General features: G+C 66.5%; 19 protein-coding genes, 1 tRNA gene and 1 pseudogene. 14 read left to right on the top strand and 7 right to left on the bottom strand.

Annotation, left to right across the window (positions count from 1 at the left end; translation table 11 throughout):
• Positions 1-99 precede the first annotated feature (99 nt).
• Both tyrS and ASC46_RS05085 read right to left on the bottom strand, forming a co-directional pair.
• Positions 100-1,353 carry a tyrosine--tRNA ligase gene (gene tyrS / locus ASC46_RS05090; protein ID WP_055458207.1) on the bottom strand — a complete coding sequence of 418 codons (1,254 nt, stop codon included), beginning with the start codon at positions 1,351-1,353 and terminating at the stop codon, positions 100-102.
• 77 nt (positions 1,354-1,430) lie between these two features.
• Positions 1,431-2,090: an alpha/beta hydrolase gene (locus ASC46_RS05085; protein WP_055458206.1), complete on the bottom strand. Its 660-nt coding sequence runs from the start codon at positions 2,088-2,090 to the stop codon at positions 1,431-1,433.
• 260 nt (positions 2,091-2,350) lie between these two features.
• On the opposite strand from ASC46_RS05085, the gene ASC46_RS05080 reads away from it, so the two are divergent.
• The 9 genes from ASC46_RS05080 to ASC46_RS05040 all read left to right on the top strand — a co-directional run bounded on the left by ASC46_RS05080 (position 2,351) and on the right by ASC46_RS05040 (position 10,265).
• Positions 2,351-3,535, top strand: coding sequence for a cysteine desulfurase family protein (locus tag ASC46_RS05080; protein WP_055458205.1), 1,185 nt, complete (start codon positions 2,351-2,353; stop codon positions 3,533-3,535).
• A 54-nt stretch (positions 3,536-3,589) separates the two neighbouring features.
• Entirely contained in the window at positions 3,590-5,065 is a 1,476-nt protein-coding gene (gene sufB, locus ASC46_RS05075) for a Fe-S cluster assembly protein SufB (RefSeq protein WP_055458204.1), read from the top strand.
• Between the two features lie 94 nt (positions 5,066-5,159).
• Positions 5,160-5,909, top strand: coding sequence for a Fe-S cluster assembly ATPase SufC (gene sufC / locus ASC46_RS05070; protein ID WP_055458203.1), 750 nt, complete (start codon positions 5,160-5,162; stop codon positions 5,907-5,909).
• A 10-nt stretch (positions 5,910-5,919) separates the two neighbouring features.
• Positions 5,920-7,242, top strand: a complete 1,323-nt coding sequence (gene sufD / locus ASC46_RS05065) for a Fe-S cluster assembly protein SufD (RefSeq protein ID WP_055458202.1) — start codon at positions 5,920-5,922, stop codon at positions 7,240-7,242.
• An 87-nt stretch (positions 7,243-7,329) separates the two neighbouring features.
• The gene (locus ASC46_RS05060) at positions 7,330-8,574 is read left to right on the top strand and encodes a cysteine desulfurase (protein ID WP_055458201.1); all 1,245 of its coding nucleotides are present in this window, start codon (positions 7,330-7,332) and stop codon (positions 8,572-8,574) included.
• 55 nt (positions 8,575-8,629) lie between these two features.
• Positions 8,630-8,968, top strand: coding sequence for an SUF system Fe-S cluster assembly protein (locus ASC46_RS05055; protein ID WP_055458483.1), 339 nt, complete (start codon positions 8,630-8,632; stop codon positions 8,966-8,968).
• 7 nt (positions 8,969-8,975) lie between these two features.
• A complete protein-coding gene (locus ASC46_RS05050) occupies positions 8,976-9,404 on the top strand; it encodes a VOC family protein (RefSeq protein ID WP_055458200.1) in 429 nt (142 codons plus the stop codon).
• A 159-nt stretch (positions 9,405-9,563) separates the two neighbouring features.
• The gene (locus tag ASC46_RS05045; RefSeq protein ID WP_210165970.1) at positions 9,564-9,944 is read left to right on the top strand and encodes a HesB/IscA family protein; all 381 of its coding nucleotides are present in this window, start codon (positions 9,564-9,566) and stop codon (positions 9,942-9,944) included.
• On the top strand, positions 9,945-10,265 hold the full coding sequence (locus ASC46_RS05040; RefSeq protein WP_071923821.1) for a TfoX/Sxy family protein: 321 nt from the start codon (positions 9,945-9,947) through the stop codon (positions 10,263-10,265).
• Positions 10,266-11,107: 842 nt separating this feature from the next.
• Here ASC46_RS05040 and ASC46_RS21680 read toward each other — a convergent pair.
• Positions 11,108-12,550, bottom strand: a pseudogene (locus ASC46_RS21680) (DEAD/DEAH box helicase); the annotation flags it as partial.
• Between the two features lie 132 nt (positions 12,551-12,682).
• On the opposite strand from ASC46_RS21680, the gene ASC46_RS05030 reads away from it, so the two are divergent.
• Positions 12,683-13,420: an alpha/beta fold hydrolase gene (locus ASC46_RS05030; protein WP_055458199.1), complete on the top strand. Its 738-nt coding sequence runs from the start codon at positions 12,683-12,685 to the stop codon at positions 13,418-13,420.
• Between the two features lie 11 nt (positions 13,421-13,431).
• On the opposite strand, the gene parE is transcribed toward ASC46_RS05030, so the two are convergent.
• Complete coding sequence (gene parE, locus ASC46_RS05025) at positions 13,432-15,492, bottom strand: DNA topoisomerase IV subunit B (protein ID WP_055458198.1); 2,061 nt, start codon at positions 15,490-15,492, stop codon at positions 13,432-13,434.
• 152 nt (positions 15,493-15,644) lie between these two features.
• Positions 15,645-16,064, bottom strand: a complete 420-nt coding sequence (locus ASC46_RS05020) for a hypothetical protein (RefSeq protein ID WP_055458197.1) — start codon at positions 16,062-16,064, stop codon at positions 15,645-15,647.
• A gap of 132 nt (positions 16,065-16,196) precedes the next feature.
• Here ASC46_RS05020 and ASC46_RS05015 point away from each other — a divergent pair, with 132 nt between their 5' ends.
• Entirely contained in the window at positions 16,197-16,421 is a 225-nt protein-coding gene (locus ASC46_RS05015) for a hypothetical protein (RefSeq protein ID WP_055458196.1), read from the top strand.
• Between the two features lie 28 nt (positions 16,422-16,449).
• Here the strand turns inward: ASC46_RS05015 and ASC46_RS05010 are convergent, their stop codons facing one another.
• The gene (locus tag ASC46_RS05010) at positions 16,450-17,049 is read right to left on the bottom strand and encodes a class I SAM-dependent DNA methyltransferase (protein WP_055458195.1); all 600 of its coding nucleotides are present in this window, start codon (positions 17,047-17,049) and stop codon (positions 16,450-16,452) included.
• Positions 17,050-17,179: 130 nt separating this feature from the next.
• On the opposite strand from ASC46_RS05010, the gene ASC46_RS05005 reads away from it, so the two are divergent.
• A tRNA-Ser gene (locus ASC46_RS05005) sits at positions 17,180-17,269 on the top strand.
• Positions 17,270-18,241: 972 nt separating this feature from the next.
• On the opposite strand, the gene ASC46_RS05000 is transcribed toward ASC46_RS05005, so the two are convergent.
• On the bottom strand, positions 18,242-18,946 hold the full coding sequence (locus ASC46_RS05000) for a glutathione S-transferase family protein (RefSeq protein ID WP_055458194.1): 705 nt from the start codon (positions 18,944-18,946) through the stop codon (positions 18,242-18,244).
• Positions 18,947-19,053: 107 nt separating this feature from the next.
• On the opposite strand from ASC46_RS05000, the gene ASC46_RS04995 reads away from it, so the two are divergent.
• Both ASC46_RS04995 and ASC46_RS04990 read left to right on the top strand, forming a co-directional pair.
• Positions 19,054-19,422, top strand: coding sequence for a winged helix-turn-helix transcriptional regulator (locus ASC46_RS04995; protein WP_055458193.1), 369 nt, complete (start codon positions 19,054-19,056; stop codon positions 19,420-19,422).
• Between the two features lie 133 nt (positions 19,423-19,555).
• Positions 19,556-19,909 (top strand): DUF1428 domain-containing protein, encoded by a 354-nt coding sequence (locus ASC46_RS04990; protein ID WP_055458480.1) that lies wholly within the window; start codon positions 19,556-19,558, stop codon positions 19,907-19,909.
• The last annotated feature ends 124 nt before the right edge of the window (positions 19,910-20,033 follow it).

Genomic DNA, 20,033 nt, shown 5'->3' with positions numbered 1-20,033 from the left:
GCTTTCACTGGCGTCAGACTGGATTTTTACGACGCCGGTCATCGCAGAAGGGGCCGACGATCATCATCGGCGACCGAAGAGCAGCCGCTCCGGACTGGCTCACTCAACCCGCAGCAGCACGTGCTTCTTCTTGCCGAGCGACAGCTTGACGACGCCGTCGGCCGTCAGGTTGCCGGCGTCGAGGACCGCCCGTTCGTCGCTCACGACCTCGTCGTTGACCTTGAGACCGCCGCCCTTGATCTGGCGCCGCGCCTCACTGGTGGAGGCGACGAGGCCGGCCTTGACGAAGGCGGCGAGCACGCCGAGCCCGGCCTGCAGCTCGGCCGCGGGCACGTCGATGCTCGGCAGGTTCTCGGCCAGCGCCCCTTCCTCGAAGGTCTTGCGTGCCGTCTCGGCCGCCGTCTCGGCCGCCGCGCGGCCGTGGACGAGCGCGGTGATCTCGGTGGCGAGGACCTTCTTGGCCTCGTTGAGCTCGGCGCCCTCGAGCCGCTCGAGCCGCGCGATCTCGTCGAGCGGCAGGTCCGTGAAGATCCTGAGGAAGCGGCCGACGTCGGCATCCTCCGAGTTGCGCCAGTACTGCCACAGCCCGTAGGGCGGCAGCATGTCCTCGTTGAGCCAGACGGCGCCGGCGGCCGACTTGCCCATCTTGGCGCCGGAGGCGGTGGTCAGCAGCGGGCAGGTGAGGGCGAAGACCTGGGTGGCGTCGACGCGGCGGGCGAGCTCGATGCCGTTGACGATGTTGCCCCACTGGTCGGAGCCGCCCATCTGCAGGCGGCAGCCGTAGCGGCGGCTGAGCTCCAGGAAGTCGTAGGCCTGGAGGATCATGTAGTTGAACTCGAGGAAGGAGAGCGGCTCCTCCTTGTCGAGGCGCGTCTTCACCGATTCGAAGCTCAGCATGCGGTTGACGGTGAAGTGCCGGCCGATGTCGCGCAGGAAGGGAATGTACTCGAGCTTGTCGAGCCATTCGGCATTGTCGACCATGATGGCGTCGCTCGGGCCGTCGCCGAAGGTGAGGAACTTCGAGAAGACCTTGCGGATGCCCTCCTTGTTGGCGGCGATCTGCGCATCGTCGAGCAGCGGGCGCGCCTCGTTGCGGAACGAGGGGTCGCCGATGCGCGTCGTGCCGCCGCCCATCAGCACGATGGGCTTGTGGCCGGCCTGCTGCAGGCGGCGCAGCATCATGATGTTGGTCATGTGCCCGACATGCAGGCTCGGCGCCGTCAGGTCATAGCCGATATAGGCGACGATCCGTTCCTTCACGGCGAGGTCGTCGAGCGCCTCGGCATCCGAGATCTGGTGGATGAGCCCGCGCGCGTCGAGCGTGCGCAGGAAATCGGAACGGTACGTCGTCATGTCGGTCAGTCTTGCGTTGGAATGGGACGGGGCGCCGTGAGGCGCCCCGCGATCTGAAGCCTGTTTGCGTCGTCGCGTCAGGCGGCATCTTCGTGCGGGGTGCCGATGCGCTTGTCGAGATAGGCATCGACCGTCTGCATCAGTTCCTCGATCTTGCCGTCGAAGAAGTGGTTGGCGCCGTCGATGACCGCGTGTTCCAACACGATGCCCTTCTGAGTCTTGACCTTCTCGATGACGCTGATGACGTCCTTCGCCGGCGCGACGCGATCCTCGGACCCGTGCACGAAGAGGCCCGAGGAGGGACAGGGCGCAAGGAAGGAGAAGTCGTAGCGATTGGCCATCGCCGCAATGGAGAGGAAGCCCTCGATCTCCGGCCGGCGCATGAGCAACTGCATGCCGATCCATGCCCCAAAGGACACGCCGGCGATCCAGCAGCTGCGCGCATCCGGATTGAGCGACTGCACCCAGTCGAGCGCCGCCGCCGCATCCGACAACTCACCGTGGCCGTGATCGAAGGAGCCCTGGCTGCGCCCGACACCACGGAAGTTGAAGCGCAGCACCGCAAACCCACGGTTCACATAGGTGTAGAACAGGCTGTACACGATCTGGTTGTTCATCGTGCCGCCGAACTGCGGATGCGGATGAAGAATGATCGCGATCGGCGCGCCCTTCTTCTTCGCAGGCTGGTAGCGGCCTTCGAGACGCCCGGCAGGGCCGTTGAAAATGACTTCAGGCATGATCCGGCACCGTTACCGCGATAAAGCCAGCGCCGCCGGAAGCCAAGCCAGTGGCCGTGCAAATCTTGACATGCCGGTCGCGCACTTCTAAATCACGGTTAGAACTGTTCTAAGAGCCAACTTTAGCGTGTATCGAGTTGCGTATGCAACCGTACGACGCGGATAGCGGCTCCGGTGATGTGGTCGCTCTTCTCTACCACATCAACAGGGGCAAAAAGCAAGGTTTGTGATCGGCAGGCGAGGAGGCCGGCGGAGACAGCATGGCGGGCATGCGTCATTACCTCGACTACAACGCCTCGGCGCCCCTGCGGCCGGCCGTGCGCGAGGTGGTCCTGCGTGCCTTCGAGGAGTTCGGCAATCCCTCGTCCGTGCATGCGGAAGGGCGCAGGGCTCACGCGCTGATCGAGGCGGCGCGGGAAGAGGTCGCGGCTCTTGCCGGCGCGCGCCCCCGCGATGTTGTCTTCACGAGCGGTGGCTCGGAGGCCAACAATACCGTGATGACGCCGTCGCTGCGACGCGAGCCATCCTTCACGACGCTGGCGCTCCATCTCATGGGCGCGGGCGAGCATGCGAGCGTCCTTTCGGGCAGCCGCTTCCCAGAGAATGCCCGCGAGACGATCCCCATCGACGGCAACGGCGTCGTGGATATCGATTTCATCGACGCGCGGCTGCGCCGCCTGGCGAACGAAAGTGGAGCGACGGCCCTCGTCAGCCTGCAGGCGGCCAACAGCGAGACCGGCGTCGTCCAACCGCTCGCCGGGGTGGCCGAGGTCGTGCATCGCCATGGCGGGCTGCTGCATGTCGACGCCGTGCAGGCGGCGGGCAAGCTGTCCGTCGACATGGCTGCCTGGGGCGCGGACGTTATCACCTTGTCCGCCCACAAGATCGGCGGGCCGAAGGGTGTCGGTGCCTTCGTCACCCGGCCCGGCGTCGAGGTACGCGAGCGGCTGGTTCGCGGCGGCGGCCAAGAGGGCGGCTACCGCGCCGGCACGGAGAATGTTGCGGGCATAGCAGGCTTCGGGAAGGCCTGCACGCTTGCGCGGGACGAACTTGCGGATTATGCCGCCTTGACGGGTGCCTTGCGCGACGGTCTCGAGGCCCGCCTTCGCCTGGTTGAGCCCGGGGTGGTGGTTTTCGGAGCCGGAGCATCGCGACTGCCGAACACGAGCGCCTTCGCAATCGACGGCCTGAAGGCGGAGACGTTGCTCATGATGCTCGATCTCGAGGGCATGGCCGTCTCGTCCGGTTCCGCCTGCTCGTCCGGTAAGGTGAGGCGCTCGCATGTGCTCACGGCGATGGGTATCGCGCCCTCGCTCGCCGAGGGGGCGCTGCGCGTGAGCTTCGGCTGGGGCTCGACCGAGGCGGACATGGAATCCTTTGCGACGGCCTTTCGGAAAGTGGTCGGCGCACTCATCTCTCGTCGCAAGGGGCTGAACGCCGCCTGAGGACGAGTAGGTCACCAACCCGCGGCCCTTGAAGCCGTGAGAGGAGGTCGTGCAATGCCTGCGGTGCAGGAAACGGTAGAACGTGTCAAGGCGATCGACGTCGAGCAGTACAAGTACGGCTTCGAGACGACGATCGAGATGGACAAGGCCCCCAAGGGCCTCAGCGAGGATATCGTCCGCCTCATTTCGTCCAAGAAGGGCGAACCGGAGTGGATGACGGAGTGGCGCCTCGAGGCGTTCCGCCGCTGGCAGACGATGCGCGAGCCCAAGTGGGCGCGCGTCAACTACCCGCCGATCGACTATCAGGAGCTCTACTACTATGCCGCGCCGAAGAAGAATCCGGCGCCGAAGTCGCTCGACGAGGTCGATCCGGAGATCCTCAAGACCTACGAGAAGCTCGGCATTCCGCTGCGCGAGCAGGAGATCCTCGCCGGCGTCGAGGGCGCTGGCTCGCGCGTGGCGGTCGACGCCGTGTTCGATTCCGTGTCGGTGGTGACGACCTTCAAGGAGGAGTTGAAGAAGGCCGGCGTTATCTTCTGCTCCATCTCCGAAGCGATCCGCGAATATCCGGATCTGGTGCGCAAGTACCTCGGCTCGGTCGTGCCGGTGTCGGACAACTTCTTCGCGACGCTCAACAGCGCCGTGTTCACGGACGGATCCTTCGTCTACGTACCGGAGGGCGTGCGCTGCCCGATGGAGCTGTCAACCTATTTCCGCATCAACGAGCGCAACACCGGCCAGTTCGAGCGCACGCTGATCATCGCGGACAAGGGCTCCTACGTCAGCTATCTCGAAGGCTGCACGGCGCCGGCACGTGACGAGAACCAGCTGCACGCGGCGGTGGTCGAGCTGATCGCGCTCGACGATGCGGAGATCAAGTACTCGACGGTCCAGAACTGGTATCCGGGCGACGCCGAGGGCAAGGGTGGTGTCTACAACTTCGTGACCAAACGCGGCGACTGCCGCGGCGCCAATTCGAAGATCTCGTGGACGCAGGTCGAGACGGGCTCGGCCATCACCTGGAAGTATCCATCCTGCATCCTGCGCGGCGACAACTCCCGCGGAGAGTTCTACTCGATCGCCATCTCCAACGGCTATCAGCAGGTCGACAGCGGCACCAAGATGATCCATCTCGGCAAGAACACGACGAGCCGGATCATCTCCAAGGGCATCGCCGCCGGACGCTCCGAGAACACCTATCGCGGGCTCGTCTCGGCACACCGCAAGGCGAGCGGGGCGCGCAACTTCACGAACTGCGATTCCCTGTTGATCGGCGACAAGTGCGGCGCGCACACGGTGCCTTACATCGAGTCGAAGAATGCCTCGGCGGTCTTCGAGCACGAGGCGACGACGTCGAAGATCTCGGACGACCAGATGTTTTACTGCCTGCAGCGGGGTCTCGACGAGGAGGAGGCGGTGGCGCTCATCGTCAACGGCTTCGTCAAGGATGTCCTGCAGCAGCTGCCGATGGAATTCGCGGTCGAGGCCCAGAAGCTCATATCCATCAGCCTCGAAGGCTCGGTGGGCTGACACGCAACGCAACCCGGGCCGGAAACAACGGGCGACGTGGAACGATCCTTCCCGCCCGCACCCCACCGGCGCCACGAACGGACGGAACAAAGACATGCTTCAGATCAACAACCTCGTCGTCGAAATCGAGGGCAAGCGCATCCTCAACGGGCTCGATCTTACCGTGAAGGCGGGCGAGGTCGCTGCCATCATGGGCCCGAACGGTTCGGGCAAGTCGACGCTGTCCTATGTCATCGCCGGCAAGGAGGAGTACGAGGTCCTCGACGGCGAGATCCTCGTCGACGGCGAGAACATCCTCGAGCTCGAGCCGAACGAGCGCGCGGCCAGGGGCGTGTTCCTCGCCTTCCAGTACCCGCTCGAGATCCCGGGCGTCTCGACCATGACCTTCCTCAAGGCGATCATGAACGCCCAGCGCAAGGCGCGCGAGGAGGCGGAACTGACGACGCCCGAGTTCATGAAGCGTGTCAGGGCCGCTGCCGAAAAGCTTCATATCGATCAGGAAATGCTGCGCCGCGGCCTCAACGTCGGTTTTTCGGGCGGCGAGAAGAAGCGCATGGAGATCCTGCAGATGGCTCTCCTTGAGCCGCGCTTCTGCATCCTCGACGAGACGGATTCGGGACTCGATATCGATGCGCTCAAGATCGTCGCCGAGGGCGTCAATACGCTGCGCGATCCGGCCCGCGCCTTCCTCGTCATCACCCACTACCAGCGCCTGCTCAACCACATCGTGCCCGACACGGTGCACGTGATGGCGAACGGCCGCATCGTGCGCTCCGGCGGCAAGGAGCTTGCCCTTGAGCTTGAGGCGAGCGGCTATGCGGATTACCGCGAGCAGGCGGCGTGAGGGCGGCACGATGGCTGAAGTCACACCGATCAGGACTGCCGCCGAGGTGGCACTCATAGAGCGTTTCGAAGGCCTTAAGAACAAGCTGCCGGGCTCGGGCGAGATCGCGCGCGGGCGCGACGAGGCCTTCGCCCTCATCGCCGCCGCCGGCCTTCCCAACCGGCGCGTGGAGGAGTGGAAGTACACCGATCTGCGCAACGCCGTGCGCGAGGCGGCCCCGCTTGCCGAGCGCCCCGCCGATGCGGCCGCGCTCGTCGACAAGGCCAGCGCCTTCGCCAAGGCCGATGCGGTGCGGCTGTCCTTCGCCAACGGCCATTTCGTGGCCGAGCGCTCGGACCTCGCCGCGCTGCCGGCCGGGATCGCGGTGACGCCGCTCGCGGCGGCGCTCGCCGAGGGACATCCGCTCCTCGCCGAGATGGGCAAGGTGGCGGTCGCCAAGGGCAACTTCGCCCTGGCACTGAACAGCGCCTTCATGATGGACGGCGCGCTCATCAGGGTTGCGGCCGGCACCGCCGTGGACAAGGCGCTTCACCTCAGGTTCGTCAACGGGGGCGCTAGCCCCTTCGCCACGGCGCCGCGCGTCGTGATCCTCGTCGAGGATGGCGCCTCGGTCACCGTCCACGAGAGCCACGAGGGCGTTGGCACGGCGGCCTACCAGGCCAATTCCGTGGTCGAAATCGTCGCCGGCAACGGCACGACGATCACCCATGCGCGCCTCAACGCCGAACAGGCCGATGCCATTGCGCTCTCGACGCTCGCCGTGACGCTGGGGGCCAAGGCGAAGCTGACCTCGCTCGGCGCGGTGACAGGCGGCAGCCTGTCACGGCATCAGGTGTTCCTTGCCTTCGCGGGCGAGCATTCCAGTCTGACTCTCGGCGGCGCGACCATGCTGCGCGGCCGCCAGCATGCGGACACGACGCTGGTCGTCGACCATGCGGTGCCGCATTGCGACAGCCGCGAGCTGTTCAAGACCGTGATCGACGGGGAGGCGACAGGCGTCTTCCAGGGCAAGATCATCGTGCGCCCGGATGCACAGAAGACCGACGGGCGCATGATGTCCGCCGCGCTGCTGCTCTCCGAGACGGCGACGATGAACAATAAGCCGGAGCTGGAGATCTTCGCCGACGACGTGCAGTGCGCCCATGGCGCCACCTGTGGCCAGCTCGACGAGGACCTCTTGTTCTACCTCACCGCCCGCGGCCTGCCGCGCGCGATGGCCGAGGCGCTCCTGGTGCAGGCCTTCCTCGGCGAAGCACTGGAACTCGTCGAGGACGAAGCCGTGCGCGAGGAACTCGTCGCGCGGGCGGAAGGCTGGCTCGGCGAGCGTGCGTGACAGACGGGCGCGGCGCAGGCCGCGCCCCTCACTCTTTCGAGGCGCCGACGTCCTGCGGCGGACGGAGCCAATGCGAGTGATGCGACCATGAACAGGATCGAACCGATCGGCACCCTGGACGTTGCGGCGGTGCGCCGCGAGTTCCCGATCCTCGCCCGCGAGGTCTACGGCAAGCCGCTCGTCTATCTCGACAGCGCCGCCTCGGCCCAGAAGCCCCGCGCGGTCATCGAGGCGATGACCTACAGCTTCGAGAACGCCTACGCCAACGTCCATCGTGGCCTGCACTACATGGCCAATGCGACGACCGAGGCCTTCGAGGATGCGCGCGAGGCGGTCCGCGGCTATCTCAATGCCGAGAGCACGGAGGAGATCGTCTTCACCCGCTCGGCGACGGAAGCCATCAATCTCGTCGCTGCCTCTTACGGACGCATGGCGGGGATCGGCGAGGGCGACGAGATCGTGATCTCCATCATGGAGCATCACTCCAACATTGTGCCGTGGCACTTCCACCGCGAGCGCAGCGGCGCCGTCATCAAATGGGCGCCGGTGGACGAGGAGGGCAACTTCCTCCTCGACGAATTCGAGAAGCTGCTCACCGAGCGCACGAAGATCGTCGCGATCACGCATATGTCGAACGTGCTCGGCACGGTGACGCCGGTGAAGGACATCGTGCGCATCGCCCATGCCCGCGGCATTCCCGTGCTCGTCGACGGCAGCCAGGGCGCCGTGCACCTGCCGGTTGACGTGCGCGACCTCGATGCCGACTTCTACGTCTTCACCGGGCACAAGGTGTACGGGCCGACGGGCATCGGCGTGCTCTACGGCAAGCGCAAGTGGCTCGAGGCAATGCCGCCGTTCAACGGCGGCGGCGAGATGATCGAGACCGTGACGACCGACACCGTCACCTACAACGCCCCGCCGCATCGCTTCGAGGCCGGTACGCCGCCGATCGTTGAGGCGATCGGCCTTGGTGCCGCGGTGCGCTTCGTCGAGAAGCTCGGGCGCACGGCGATCCTCGCCCATGAGGAGAGGCTGCGCGACTATGCCCATGAGCGGCTCGGCGCCCTGAACGCCCTGCGCATCATTGGCCGCGCGGCGCACAAGGGGGCCATCGTGTCCTTCGAGATGAAGGGGGCGCATGCACATGACGTCGCCACCGTCATCGATCGCGCCGGGGTTGCGGTTCGCGCAGGCACGCATTGCGCCATGCCGCTGCTCGCGCGCTTCGGGACGACGTCGACATGCCGCGCCTCATTTGCCCTGTACAATACGCTCGAGGAGGTCGATAACCTCGCCGACGCTTTGATGAAGGCCGAACGGCTGTTCGCCTGAGGAGGCATTCGTGACGCAAGCCGACAGCAGCGACGTGAAGCCGAACGCGCCCGAGATGGAGCTCGCCGACCAGTTGCCGCCCGACGAGGTGGACCGGCTGACCGACGACATCGTGGCGGCGCTGAAGACGGTGTACGACCCCGAGATCCCGGCCGACATCTACGAGCTCGGCCTGATCTATCGCGTCGATATCGATGACGGGCGCAATGTGACGATCGACATGACGCTGACGGCGCCGGGCTGCCCGGTAGCCGGCGAGATGCCGGGCTGGGTGGAGGGGGCGGTCGCGGCCGTGCCCGGCGTGCAGTCCGTCGTCGTCAACATGGTCTTCGATCCGCCGTGGGACCAGAGCCGCATGTCCGACGAGGCGCGCATCGCGCTCGACATGTGGTGAGGCCGATATGGCGGGCGAAGCAGAGCCGCGGATCACGGCGGTCGTCGAGACGGCGCTCTACGTGGACGATCTAGACCGGGCGCGCAGGTTCTACGAGAAAGTGCTGGGGCTCGAGGCTCAGGTAAGCGACCAGCGCTTCGCGGCCTATCCGCTCGGACCGGCGAGCGTCTTGCTGCTCTTCAAACGAGGCGAGACGCTGACGACCGTGACGCTTCCCGGCGGCACCATCCCGCCGCACGACGGGCAGGGGCCGCTCCACGTGGGCCTTGGTGTGCCTGCTGAACACTTGGCGGCCTGGGAAGCGCGGCTCGCGACTCACGGCGTCGCCATCGAAGGGCGGACGGAATGGCCGCGCGGCGGGCGCAGCATCTATTTCCGCGACCCGGACGGGCATCTCGTCGAACTGCTCACGCCCGGCGTCTGGACGGTCTACTGAGGCGCCTCGCCGCCATCCCGTCGAAGCAGGATGGGCGGTAGGCATGACGCCGGATGAGACCGGCGACGGGCGCCGTGCCCTCGACGTTGTGCCGCCCAATGACTATCTTTGGTGGGAATCTCGACCTCAGGGCCTTGAACCCTGCAAGGAGGAGCCGGAATGGGTGCAATTCGCTCCCTCAAGATCATGAGCATGAGCGACGCGGCCGCCGAGCGCGTCAAGGCGATCATCGCCAACGCCGACAGGCCGATCGTCGGCGTGCGCGTCGGCGTCAAGAACGGCGGCTGCGCCGGCATGGAATACACGATGGAATATGCCGAGGCGATCAAGCCCGGTGATGAGGTGATCGAGGACAATGGCGTCACCATCCTTGTGGATCCCAAGGCCGTCCTCTTCCTGCTCGGCACGCAGATGGACTACAAGGTCGACAAGCTGTCGGCTCAGTTCGTCTTCAACAATCCAAACCAGACCTCGGCCTGCGGATGCGGCGAATCCGTCGCCATCACCCCCGCGCGGCCGGAGCAACTCGCTGGCGCCTGATTGCGCGCCGCGGACGACATCGCCGAACTCTTCGCGCCTTTCCGCCCGGTCTGCATCAGGCGCATGTTCGGCGGTCTCGGCATCTATGCCGAAGGGAAGATGTTCGCGCTCGCGGTGGACGGCGAGGTCTATCTCAAGACGGACGCCGCCTTTGCCGAGGCCCTCAGGCATCTCGGCTCGCGGCCGTTCGCCTATGCGCGCAAGGACGGCCGGGTAGTGACCCTGTCCTACTGGCTGCTGCCGGACGCCGCCTATGACGAGCCGGACATGCTGGCGGATCTCTCCGCCCGTGCCTTGGGCATCGCCGGAGCGCAGCCTTAGCGCCGCGCTCCTGCATCGTACGCTCAGTCGCCCGCCTCGACGACCTCGGCCTTCTTGCTGCGCGGCTTCCTCGCAGCCGGCTTGCCGGCAGGCGCTTCCGCGTCCTTGGAAGCAGGCTTCTTGGCGGCAAGCTTTCTCGAAGCTGTCTTCTTCGCGTCCGTGGCCCCAGCCGCTGGTGCCTTCCTGGACGCCGTTTTGCCGGCAGGCGCGGCTTCGCTGGCCGCCTCTCCATCCGCAGCCTTGCGGGCGGCGGCCTTCTTCGGCTTGGCCGCCTCGGCCGGAGCCGCGGCGTCGGCCTTCTTCCGACGGGACGTTGTGGACGATCGCGCCGGAGCTTCGGCCGTCACCGCTTCAGCGGCGCCCGTGCGGGACGACTTTCGGCCGGCCGCCTTGGAAGGCGCGGGAGGCGCGGCTTCGGCTTCAGCTGCAGGCTCCGTCGTGGTCTTGCGGGCGCGCTTCTTCGGCGCCGGCTGCTCGTCCGCGACGTCCGGGCTCGCCGCAGCCTTGCGCGGCGCACGCTTGCGGGTCTTGCCAGCCGGATCAGCTTCCGTCGCCGGCTCCTCCTTCGCCATGCGACGCGAGGCGGCCTTGCGCGGGACAGGGGCTTCCTCGGGCTGCACGACCTCCGTCACGGGCGGCGCCAGCTCTTCGGCCTTACCGGGGGCTTCCGGCGTAGCGGAGGCCGGAACCTCGACCGGCTGCGCAGCCTCCGCCGCGGCGGGCCTGTCTTGCCTGCGGCCACGACGCCGGCGGCCCGACGTGCGCTCAGCCCTGGCTTCCGACACGGTCTCGACCGGCACCGCGGTCTCCTCGACCACCGGGGCAGCCGTGCCTTCGTCGTCGCTGCTGACCGAGATGACGACCGGCCGCAGGATGAAGCTCGGCACGTGCTCGCCGAAGCCGACGATCGTCTCGTCGTCCCTGTCGGCATAGCGCCGCTGTTGGTGCTGCCGATCGCCCCGCCGCTCTTCGGGACGCTGCGAGGGGCGTCCGTCCGGCGTGATCGGCGCGTGCTGCTGCGGAGCCTCGGCGGCTCGGCCGCGTTCGCCGCGTCCACGCCCCCTGTCACGGTCACGCTCGCGATCCCGGCCGCCCCGCCTGCCGCGGTGGCGATCGCCATCCTCCGGCGCATGGCCGACCGAGGCGATGAATTCGCTGAGGGTCGGCCCCTCCCAGGCAACAGTTTGGCCCGTCAGGGTTTCGATGGCGGCAAGGGCCTTCTCGTCGCCGGGGGCGACGATCGTGGTCGCATAGCCGGTGCGGCCGGCGCGGCCCGTGCGGCCGATGCGGTGCACGTAATCCTCGGCGTGATGGGGCACGTCGAAATTGAAGACGTGGCTCACGGCCGGAATGTCGAGGCCGCGCGCCGCGACGTCGCTCGCAACGAGCAGCTTGGTGCTGCCGTTACGGAAGCTGTCGAGCGCCTGCATGCGCGAGCGCTGGTCCATGTCGCCGTGCAGGGCGACGACGCTGAAACCGTGTCGCTCCAGCGAGCGCAGGACGATGGCCACGTCACGCTTGCGGTTGCAGAAGATGATCGCGTTCTGCAATTCGTCGCCGGCGCCGCGGATCAGCCGCCGCAGCGTCTCGCGCTTGTGGTGCGGCTCGCTGCCGGAGGCGACGAGGCGCTGGGTGATGGTCGCGGCCGTCGAGGCCGCGCGAGCCACTTCCACCTTCACGGGATTGTGCAGGAAGGTGTCCGTCAGGCGCTGGATCTCCGGCGGCATGGTGGCCGAGAAGAACAGGGTCTGGCGCGTGAAGGGGACGAGGCGGCAGATGCGCTCGATGTCCGGGATGAAGCCCATGTCGAGCATGCGGTCGGCCTCGTCGATGACGAGGATCTCGATGCCGGTGAGCAGCAGCTTGCCGCGCTCGAAATGGTCGAGCAGTCGTCCGGGCGTGGCGATCAGCACATCGACGCCCCGGGTGATCTTGGCGTCCTGATCGCCGAAGGAGACGCCGCCGATCAGCAGCGCCACCGACAGCTTGTGGTTGGTGCCGTACTTCTCGAAGCTCTCTTCCACCTGCGCCGCAAGCTCGCGCGTCGGCTCGAGGATGAGCGTGCGCGGCATGCGCGCCCGGGCCCGACCATGCTCCAGCAGCGTCAGCATCGGCAGCGTGAAAGCCGCCGTCTTGCCGGTGCCGGTCTGGGCGATGCCGAGGACGTCCCGGCGCTGCAACACATGCGGGATCGCTTTCGCCTGGATGGGAGTCGGCGTGTTGTAGCCTGCGGCCGCGACGGCTTGTTGAACCTTCTCGCTCAGGCCAAGATCAGAAAATGACATCGACGTCCGTGATTATGCGTCTGCGGATGGGGTTTAAGGCCAAGGGAGACCTCGTGACGCGTACGGCGCGTCAGTCGCCGCTCACTGCCCGCTACGCTTGCGCGGACCATAAGAGGATCACGGGCAAAGTCAATGTCGCAAAGGCCGGTTGTCGAACGATTGCATAGCATTGGCGGTGAGCCGCTGGTGCTTGTGCCTGGGCTCAACTGTACGGGGACGCTCTTCGCCCCGCAAATACGCGCTCTCTCCGGGAAACGCACCGTCACGGTGGCGGAAAACCGGCTCGACGACACGCTCGAAGGCATGGCACGACGCCTCCTCGCCGCAGCGCCGGAGCGCTTCGCCCTCGGCGGTCTGTCCATGGGCGGCTATGTGGCGCTTGCAGTCATGCGCCTGGCGCCTGAGCGCGTGACGCGGCTTGCATTGCTCGACACGACGGCGCGGCCGGACACCGAGGAAGCGAGCGCCAACCGTCGGCGCCTCATCGCGCTCGCGGAGCAGGGGCGCTTCGAGGAGGTGCATCCCGTGCTCTGGCAGCGCCTCGTCGCGCGGAGGCGGCTCGCGGACAAGCTTCTCGAAGGGGAGGTGCGGCGCATGATGGTCGAGACGGGCGCACAGGCCTTCATCCGCCAGCAGCGCGCCATCATGGCGCGGCCCGACGCGCGGCCCGACCTGCCGCTGATCACCGTACCGACGCTCGTTCTCGTCGGGGAGGAGGATGAGATCACGCCGCCATCGGTCGCAGAAGAGATGGCGACGGCCATCCCCGCGTCGTCGCTCGTCGTCGTGCCCGGCTGCGGTCATCTCTCGACGATGGAGCGGCCGGATGCGGTCAATGCGGCCCTCGCCGCCTGGCTGCAGCGCAACTGATCTTCCAGGGGTCAGATATCGAGTTCGCGCGCGAAAGCAGCGCGCTCCTGGATGAAGGCGAAGCGCGCCTCAGGCTTGTTGCCCATGAGCCGGTCGACTGTGTCCGTCGTGTCGCCTTTGGCCTCGGCCAGCACGACGACCTTGTAGAGGAGGCGCTTGGCCGGAGCCATGGTCGTCTCCTTGAGCTGCGCCGGCAGCATCTCGCCGAGGCCCTTGAAGCGCCCGATCTCGACCTTTTTGCCCCTGAACACGCTGTCCATCAGCTCCTGGCGATGGGCATCATCGCGGGCATAGACCGTCTTGCCGCCGTGCGTCAGCCGATAGAGGGGCGGCACGGCAAGATAGAGGTGGCCGTTGTCGATCAGCCGCGGCATCTGCTGCCAGAAGAAAGTGATGAGCAGCGATGCGATGTGGGCGCCGTCGACGTCGGCGTCCGTCATGATGATGATCTTTTCGTAGCGCAGGTCGTCGTCGCGGTAGTGCGAGCCGGTACCGCAGCCGAGCGCTTGCACGAGATCAGTGAGTTGCTGGTTCTGTGCCAGCTTTTCGCGGCCGGCCGAGGCGACGTTGAGGATCTTTCCGCGCAGCGGCAGGACGGCCTGGGTGGCGCGGTCGCGCGCCTGCTTGGCGCTGCCACCGGCCGAGTCGCCCTCGACGATGAAGAGCTCGGAGCCCGCCGCGCCGGCATTGGTGCAATCCGCGAGCTTGCCGGGCAGGCGTAGCTTGCGCGTCGCGGTCTTGCGCGCCACCTCCTTCTCGGCGCGGCGGCGCAGGCGCTCCTCGGCACGTTCGATGGTCCAGTCGAGAAGGCGTGAGGCCTGCTGGGGCGCTGCCGCCAGCCAGTGGTCGAAGGCATCGCGCACAGCGCCCTCGACGATGCGCGATGCTTCCAGCGTCGCCAGCTTGTCTTTCGTCTGGCCCTGGAATTCCGGCTCGCGGATGAAGACCGAGAGCATGCCGGCGCAGGTTGCCATCACGTCGTCGGTGGTAACCTGGCTGGCGCGCTTGGCCTGGCCGACACGCTCGGCATGGTCGCGCAGGCCGCGCAGCAGGGCCATGCGCAGGCCCGACTCATGCGTGCCCCCCTCAGGCGTGGGGATGGTGTTGCAATAGGAAGATACGAAGCCGTCGTCGCGTGACAGCCACGCCACCGCCCATTCGAGCGAGCCGTGCCCGCCCGGCTTGTCGACGCGGCCGGAGAAGATCTGGTCGCAGACAAGTTCGCTGCCGTCGATCTCGCGGGCGAGATAGTCCTTGAGGCCGCCGGGAAACTTGAAGGTCGCTTCGCTCGGCACGCCTTCCTGCTTCTCGGCGAGGGAGGGGGCGCAGCGCCAGCGGATCTCCACGCCGCCGAAGAGATAGGCCTTGGAGCGCGCCATCTTGAACAGGCGGCGCGGATTGAACGTCGCGCCTTCCTTGAAGATGGCCGCATCGGGCTTGAAGCGCACCGTGGTGCCGCGCCGGTTCTGCACCCGCCCGACGGTCTCCAGCGGCCCCATGGCGACGCCGCGCGCATAGACCTGGCGATAGAGCATCTGGCTGCGCGCCACCTCCACCTCGAGCCGCTCGGCCAGCGCGTTGACCACGGAGACGCCGACACCATGCAGGCCGCCGGAGGTTTCGTAGACCTTGGAGTCGAACTTGCCGCCTGCGTGCAGCGTCGTGAGGATGACCTCGAGCGCCGACTTCTCGGGGAACTTCGGGTGCGGATCGATGGGGATGCCGCGACCGTTGTCCGTCACGCGCAGGAAGCCGCTCTCCTCGAGCTCGACCTCGATGAAGGTCGCATGGCCGGCCACGGCCTCGTCCATTGCATTGTCGATAACCTCCGCGAAGAGGTGATGCAGTGCCTTCTCGTCCGTGCCGCCGATGTACATGCCGGGGCGCCGACGCACCGGCTCCAGCCCCTCGAGCACCTCGATGGAGGCGGCGGTGTAGCCGGCCTCGGTGGGCGTGCCGTTGGCACGGCCGGGCGAGGGCGCCTCGTCCACCGGGAGCTTCGCGGACGGGCGTGACTTGCGGGCCGCCACTGCGTTGCCGCCACCGCCGAACAGATCGCCCGAATCCGTCATTGCCGCCGTCCAAACCCTCGTGGAAAACCGATTCGCCCCGCCGGCAGTATCGCATGGCTGCCGCAGGGACGGGAACGGATCGGAAACACCACGTCGGCAGGGGCGCGGTCAAGGTTGTTTTTCCCAGAACGGCGCCAATCCCGCGGGGCCAGCTAGCCTGCGGCGGGATTCGCCGCCTCGCCGGCCGTGAAGACCACATAGGCGAAGAGCGCCATGGAAAACAGGGTCGCAAAGGACGCCAGGATCGCGACCGGCTCACCCCAGGGCAGCCCTAGGGCGATGCTGGGAAGGCCGACTGCGAACAGGATGAGCGCGCCGGTCGCCAACCCGTAATGGATCTTCGCCAGGCGGGTCGAAGCCGTTCCCAGCAGCGCGTAGAACAACCCGAACAGGAAGAGTGAGACCCAGCCGACGAGATTGATGTGCGCGTGCACGGTGCGGAAGGTGTGGTCGTGCGACGCGCCCATGAAGATGCCGAGGCTGAGGCCGGCCAGGCCGGCGACGACGGCGGTACGCAGGAACAGGCGCCCGACGGCTCGCGTCGGGGTCGTGGATGTGGTGCCGGCGATCATGGCTGTTGTCCCCTCGGTGCTGCCCGGTGACAGAATGACGCGCCGGCGGCCGTTTGGCCATGGGCGCGGGGGCGAGCGCCTTCAGGAAGCGTTAACCATGATGATCTCTCATGGCGACAGTCGGAGGGTGCCATGATCGCTGCCGCACTGCTCAAGGAGATGCACGAGGCCCACCTTGTCCGGGCCGCCGAGGCTGCCGGCCGCGCCTTCGGGCGCTGCTGCGACAGTGACGAGCCCTGGCTGCTCGCGCCGGACCCCGTCCCCGTCGTCTGGGGCCGGATCGTGGCTCCCGAGCCACGGCCGGAACCATTGAAGCATTCCGCCGTCCGCAGGCGCCCGGCTTCCAGGGCAGCCTGAAGCCATCCGCCGGCTTCGGCCGGACCGTTCAGCGCGCGGCGAGCCAGACGGTGTGGCCGCTGCAGAATGGATCGTCCACCACATGGTCGAGCACCCGGAAGCCGGCAGCGGCGAGGCGGGCCTCGTATTCCGCGCCGTCGAGGCTGGCGTGGTAGAGCGGCTCGCCCTCGAAGGTGCCGAGAACCTCGCCGCGCGCCGGGCCGCTCGTGAACATCAGCGCCGTGCCCTTGCGCGCATGCGCCGTGAAGACGCCGAACATGGCGCGCTTGTCGTCCGGCTGCAGGTGAAAGAAACGGTCACAGGCGAGAATGCCGCCGAATGTCCTGCCGAGGGCGAGGCAGCGCATGTCGGCGACGAGCCATTGCTGCGCAGGGAAGCGCGTGCGGCAGCGCCCGATGAGGCTCGGCGCGGAATCGACGCCGGTGACGGCGCAGCCGCTCGCCGCGGGATAGCAGGCCAGCGGCTCGCCCGCGCCGCAGCCGAGGTCGAGCACGCTCCGCTCCCCGCCGACGGCGGCGAGGCAGTGGTCGAGCCAGCCGCGCTCGAGGAGGCTGCGGCCGCGCGAGCGGTCGAAGGGGTGGGCATGGCGCTCGTAGAGGCTTGCGACAGCTTCGCCAGCATCGTCCATGCCGCCATCTTCCACGCCGCCCGCGGGCGGCAAGGCCGCGCCGGCGCGCCTTGCATGGATCGACCGACCCGGATGCGCCCTTGGCCCTTGTCAACGGCGGCCTCTGCCGTCAGAAGAATGCAGTCGGCGAGGATGGGTGGCCGAGTGGTTTAAGGCAGCGGTCTTGAAAACCGCCGTGCGGGCAACCGTACCGTGGGTTCGAATCCCACCCCATCCGCCAAATGACATTGATTTTATTGTCATTTTTCGGTTTTATGAAAATCCGGCTCACGGGCAACTATCAGGAACTCGGGCGGTAGGCTCCGGGCTTTATGCCCACGCTTGGCGGCGCGCACGGGTCTGACGATCACGCGGACGTGAACGGCCAGCGAGGCTCGCGGCGGACTCCTGAAAGCCTGCATCACCGAAAGTGCGGGCTGAACGAGATAGCGGATGCGGCGATTCACCGCCTAACTTCGCTACATGATCGGCTTTCCCGGCCCTGCGGCGCTGGGAAACTGCCAACCCATATGCGTCACGGTGTCGATGACGCTGCGAATCAATCCTACGACATGCCCCTGAACCTGCCTCAAACATGCAAGGTCAATTGCTGCATCAACTTTCTTTCGTTTGATTGATAGCGGCATGGACGCGCCGTTTACATCCGACATTCGCCATGAGACATGATAAAGCACGCTACGAATTAACGGTTAACTTCTTAATGTTTTCGCTCGGCTCGTCTATGTTTTCGGTTGCGGTATCCGGGGCTTATCGCGCGGCCCTTCCATAGTATTAAGCCAAATTCAAAATCTGATCCGTCAAGGATCGCTCAAGCTGCAGCAGCGAAGCTTTATAGGCCGTGTCTATTTCTTCGACGCCCTATTGTCGTGTTGCCGTAAACGCAAATATTTTTCCCCAATATTTCTTCCAGAAAGCTGAGTATGGTGATGGTGCGGCCAAGCTGTTCCCAAAACTGCGGCGAATGCCTATGTGTAGGGAACATGGGTGGCAAGTTAGCCCGATCAATAATTGCGCTTCACTTCGGCGTGGTTCATCCCAAGAACTTCCGAATCATTCGTCTTATCTTCCCTGAAACATGATACCTAAAAAACCCGCCAGCTTTTCTGGCTGGCGGGCAAGGAATGGCGTGCCCGATCGCGGGCAGGACCGGGCCGTAGACAGGGCGCCGCCTTTTCCCGGGCTGCGCGCTGGCCTACACGCCGAACCTCTCGATCACCTCGTCAAGCGGCATGTGGCCGAGGAGGGCGCCCGTGCCGGATGAGGCTTCGCCATTCTCCAGCTTCGTGGCGTGGATGACGGCGGGATCGCCTTCCAGCCGCTCGCGCAGGGCGGACAGCTTCGGCCAGCGTCCGCGGTCGGCGACTTTGTGGAAGTCGAGCCAGCGGGCGACGCCGACGAGGACGGCGTCCGCGAGGCTCGGCCGCTCACCGACGAGGAACGGGCCCTGCCCGATCATGCCTTCCAGCTTGTCGTGGCGCTCGATGACGGCGCGGCGGCCGAAGTCGCGCAGCGCCGTCTGCACGGCGGGGTCGGGATCTTCCATCTCGAGGGCGGCCCACAGCGGCGAGAAGGCGCCGGTAAAGCCCGTGTTCACGAAGGCCATCAGCTGGTGCATCCGGTCCGCCTCACGCGACAGGGGGGCGAAGCTGATGCGCCGGTCGCTATCCCGCGCCTCGAGCCAAGCGGCGATGGCCATGGTCTCCGTCAGCAACTCACCCTTGTCCGTGATGAAGACCGGGGTCTCATGGCGCGGATTGAGCCGGGCGTACGACGGCTCGCGCATGTCGCCGAGCATGTCCACCCGGCACAGCCGGTAGGGCTTGCCCAGCCATTCGAGCGCCGCGACAAGTCCCATGGAGCTTCCCGAGGGGAAGCCGTAAAGTAGGATCGGCTCCAAGATCGATCTCCCGTGATTTCTCGTGATCACGCTGCGCAGCGAGCCCGGACCCTACTCGACCAGTGAGCCGTGTAAATTACGCACTTTTTTGCAACCACGAGGCGCCGATGAAGGATCTTGTCTCCCGTTGCCCCATCGAGGAGGTGATGCAGGTGCTCAGCGGGCGCTGGCCGACCCTCCTGATCTACTACCTGAAGGATGGCACGAAGCGTTTCAGCGACCTGCGCCGGGACAACCCCACGATCTCGCACAAGATGCTGTCGTTCGAACTGCGCAAGCTCGAGGCGGCCGGCATCGTCAAGCGCACGGAGTTCGACGGCTATCCCCTGCGCGTCGAATATGACCTCACGCCCGCGGGGGAGAGGCTCGTGCCGCTGATCGATGCCCTCGGCGACTGGTGGGAGGCTGCCGCCGGCGCCGGCACGGAACCGGGCGCATCGAAAACCCGGAGCGTCGGCATGCTGCAAGGAGGGTAACGGCGGGCATCGCGCCCGACAATGCGCCGCCCACGTCCCTGACTTTGACAACGCCAGATTATGTTGATATCAACTGATTTATTGGTACGCTGCGGGCCGGATGGTCAGCGCTGCCACGAAGGAGGACATCGCGATGCCTTATGTGGAAGGATTCGTTGCGGCCGTGCCGGCCGAGAACAAGGAAATCTACCGCAAACATGCCGCGGAGGCGGCGGTGCTGTTCAAGGAGCTCGGCGCCACCCGTGTCGTCGAATGCTGGGGCGACGACGTGCCGGCGGGCAAGGTCACCGATTTCCGCCGGGCCGTGCAGGCCAAGGACAACGAGGTCGTGGTCTTCAGCTGGGTGGAATATCCCACGCGGGCGGCGCGCGATGCCGCCAATGAGAAGATCATGACGGATCCGCGCATGCGCGCCATGGGCGAGCAGATGCCTTTCGACGGCAAGCGTATGATCTTTGGCGGCTTTGAGGGGATCCTCGACAGCTAGCAGCTCATCTCCGGCCGCTCCTGCCTCCAAGTTCTGCCGGACGGAGCGGTCCGGAGCCGGCCTTGCATTCCGCCGGCAAGTCTCCCAATCTCGCCTCGTTCACGCCTCTTGCGTCCCGTGCGCC

Origin of the sequence: Chelatococcus sambhunathii, assembly GCF_001418005.1 — a bacterium.
GTDB classification, from domain to species: Bacteria; Pseudomonadota; Alphaproteobacteria; order Rhizobiales; family Beijerinckiaceae; genus Chelatococcus_A; species Chelatococcus_A sambhunathii.
Note: the sequence above shows the minus strand (reverse complement) of the source record. Positions and strands in the feature narration are given on the sequence as shown.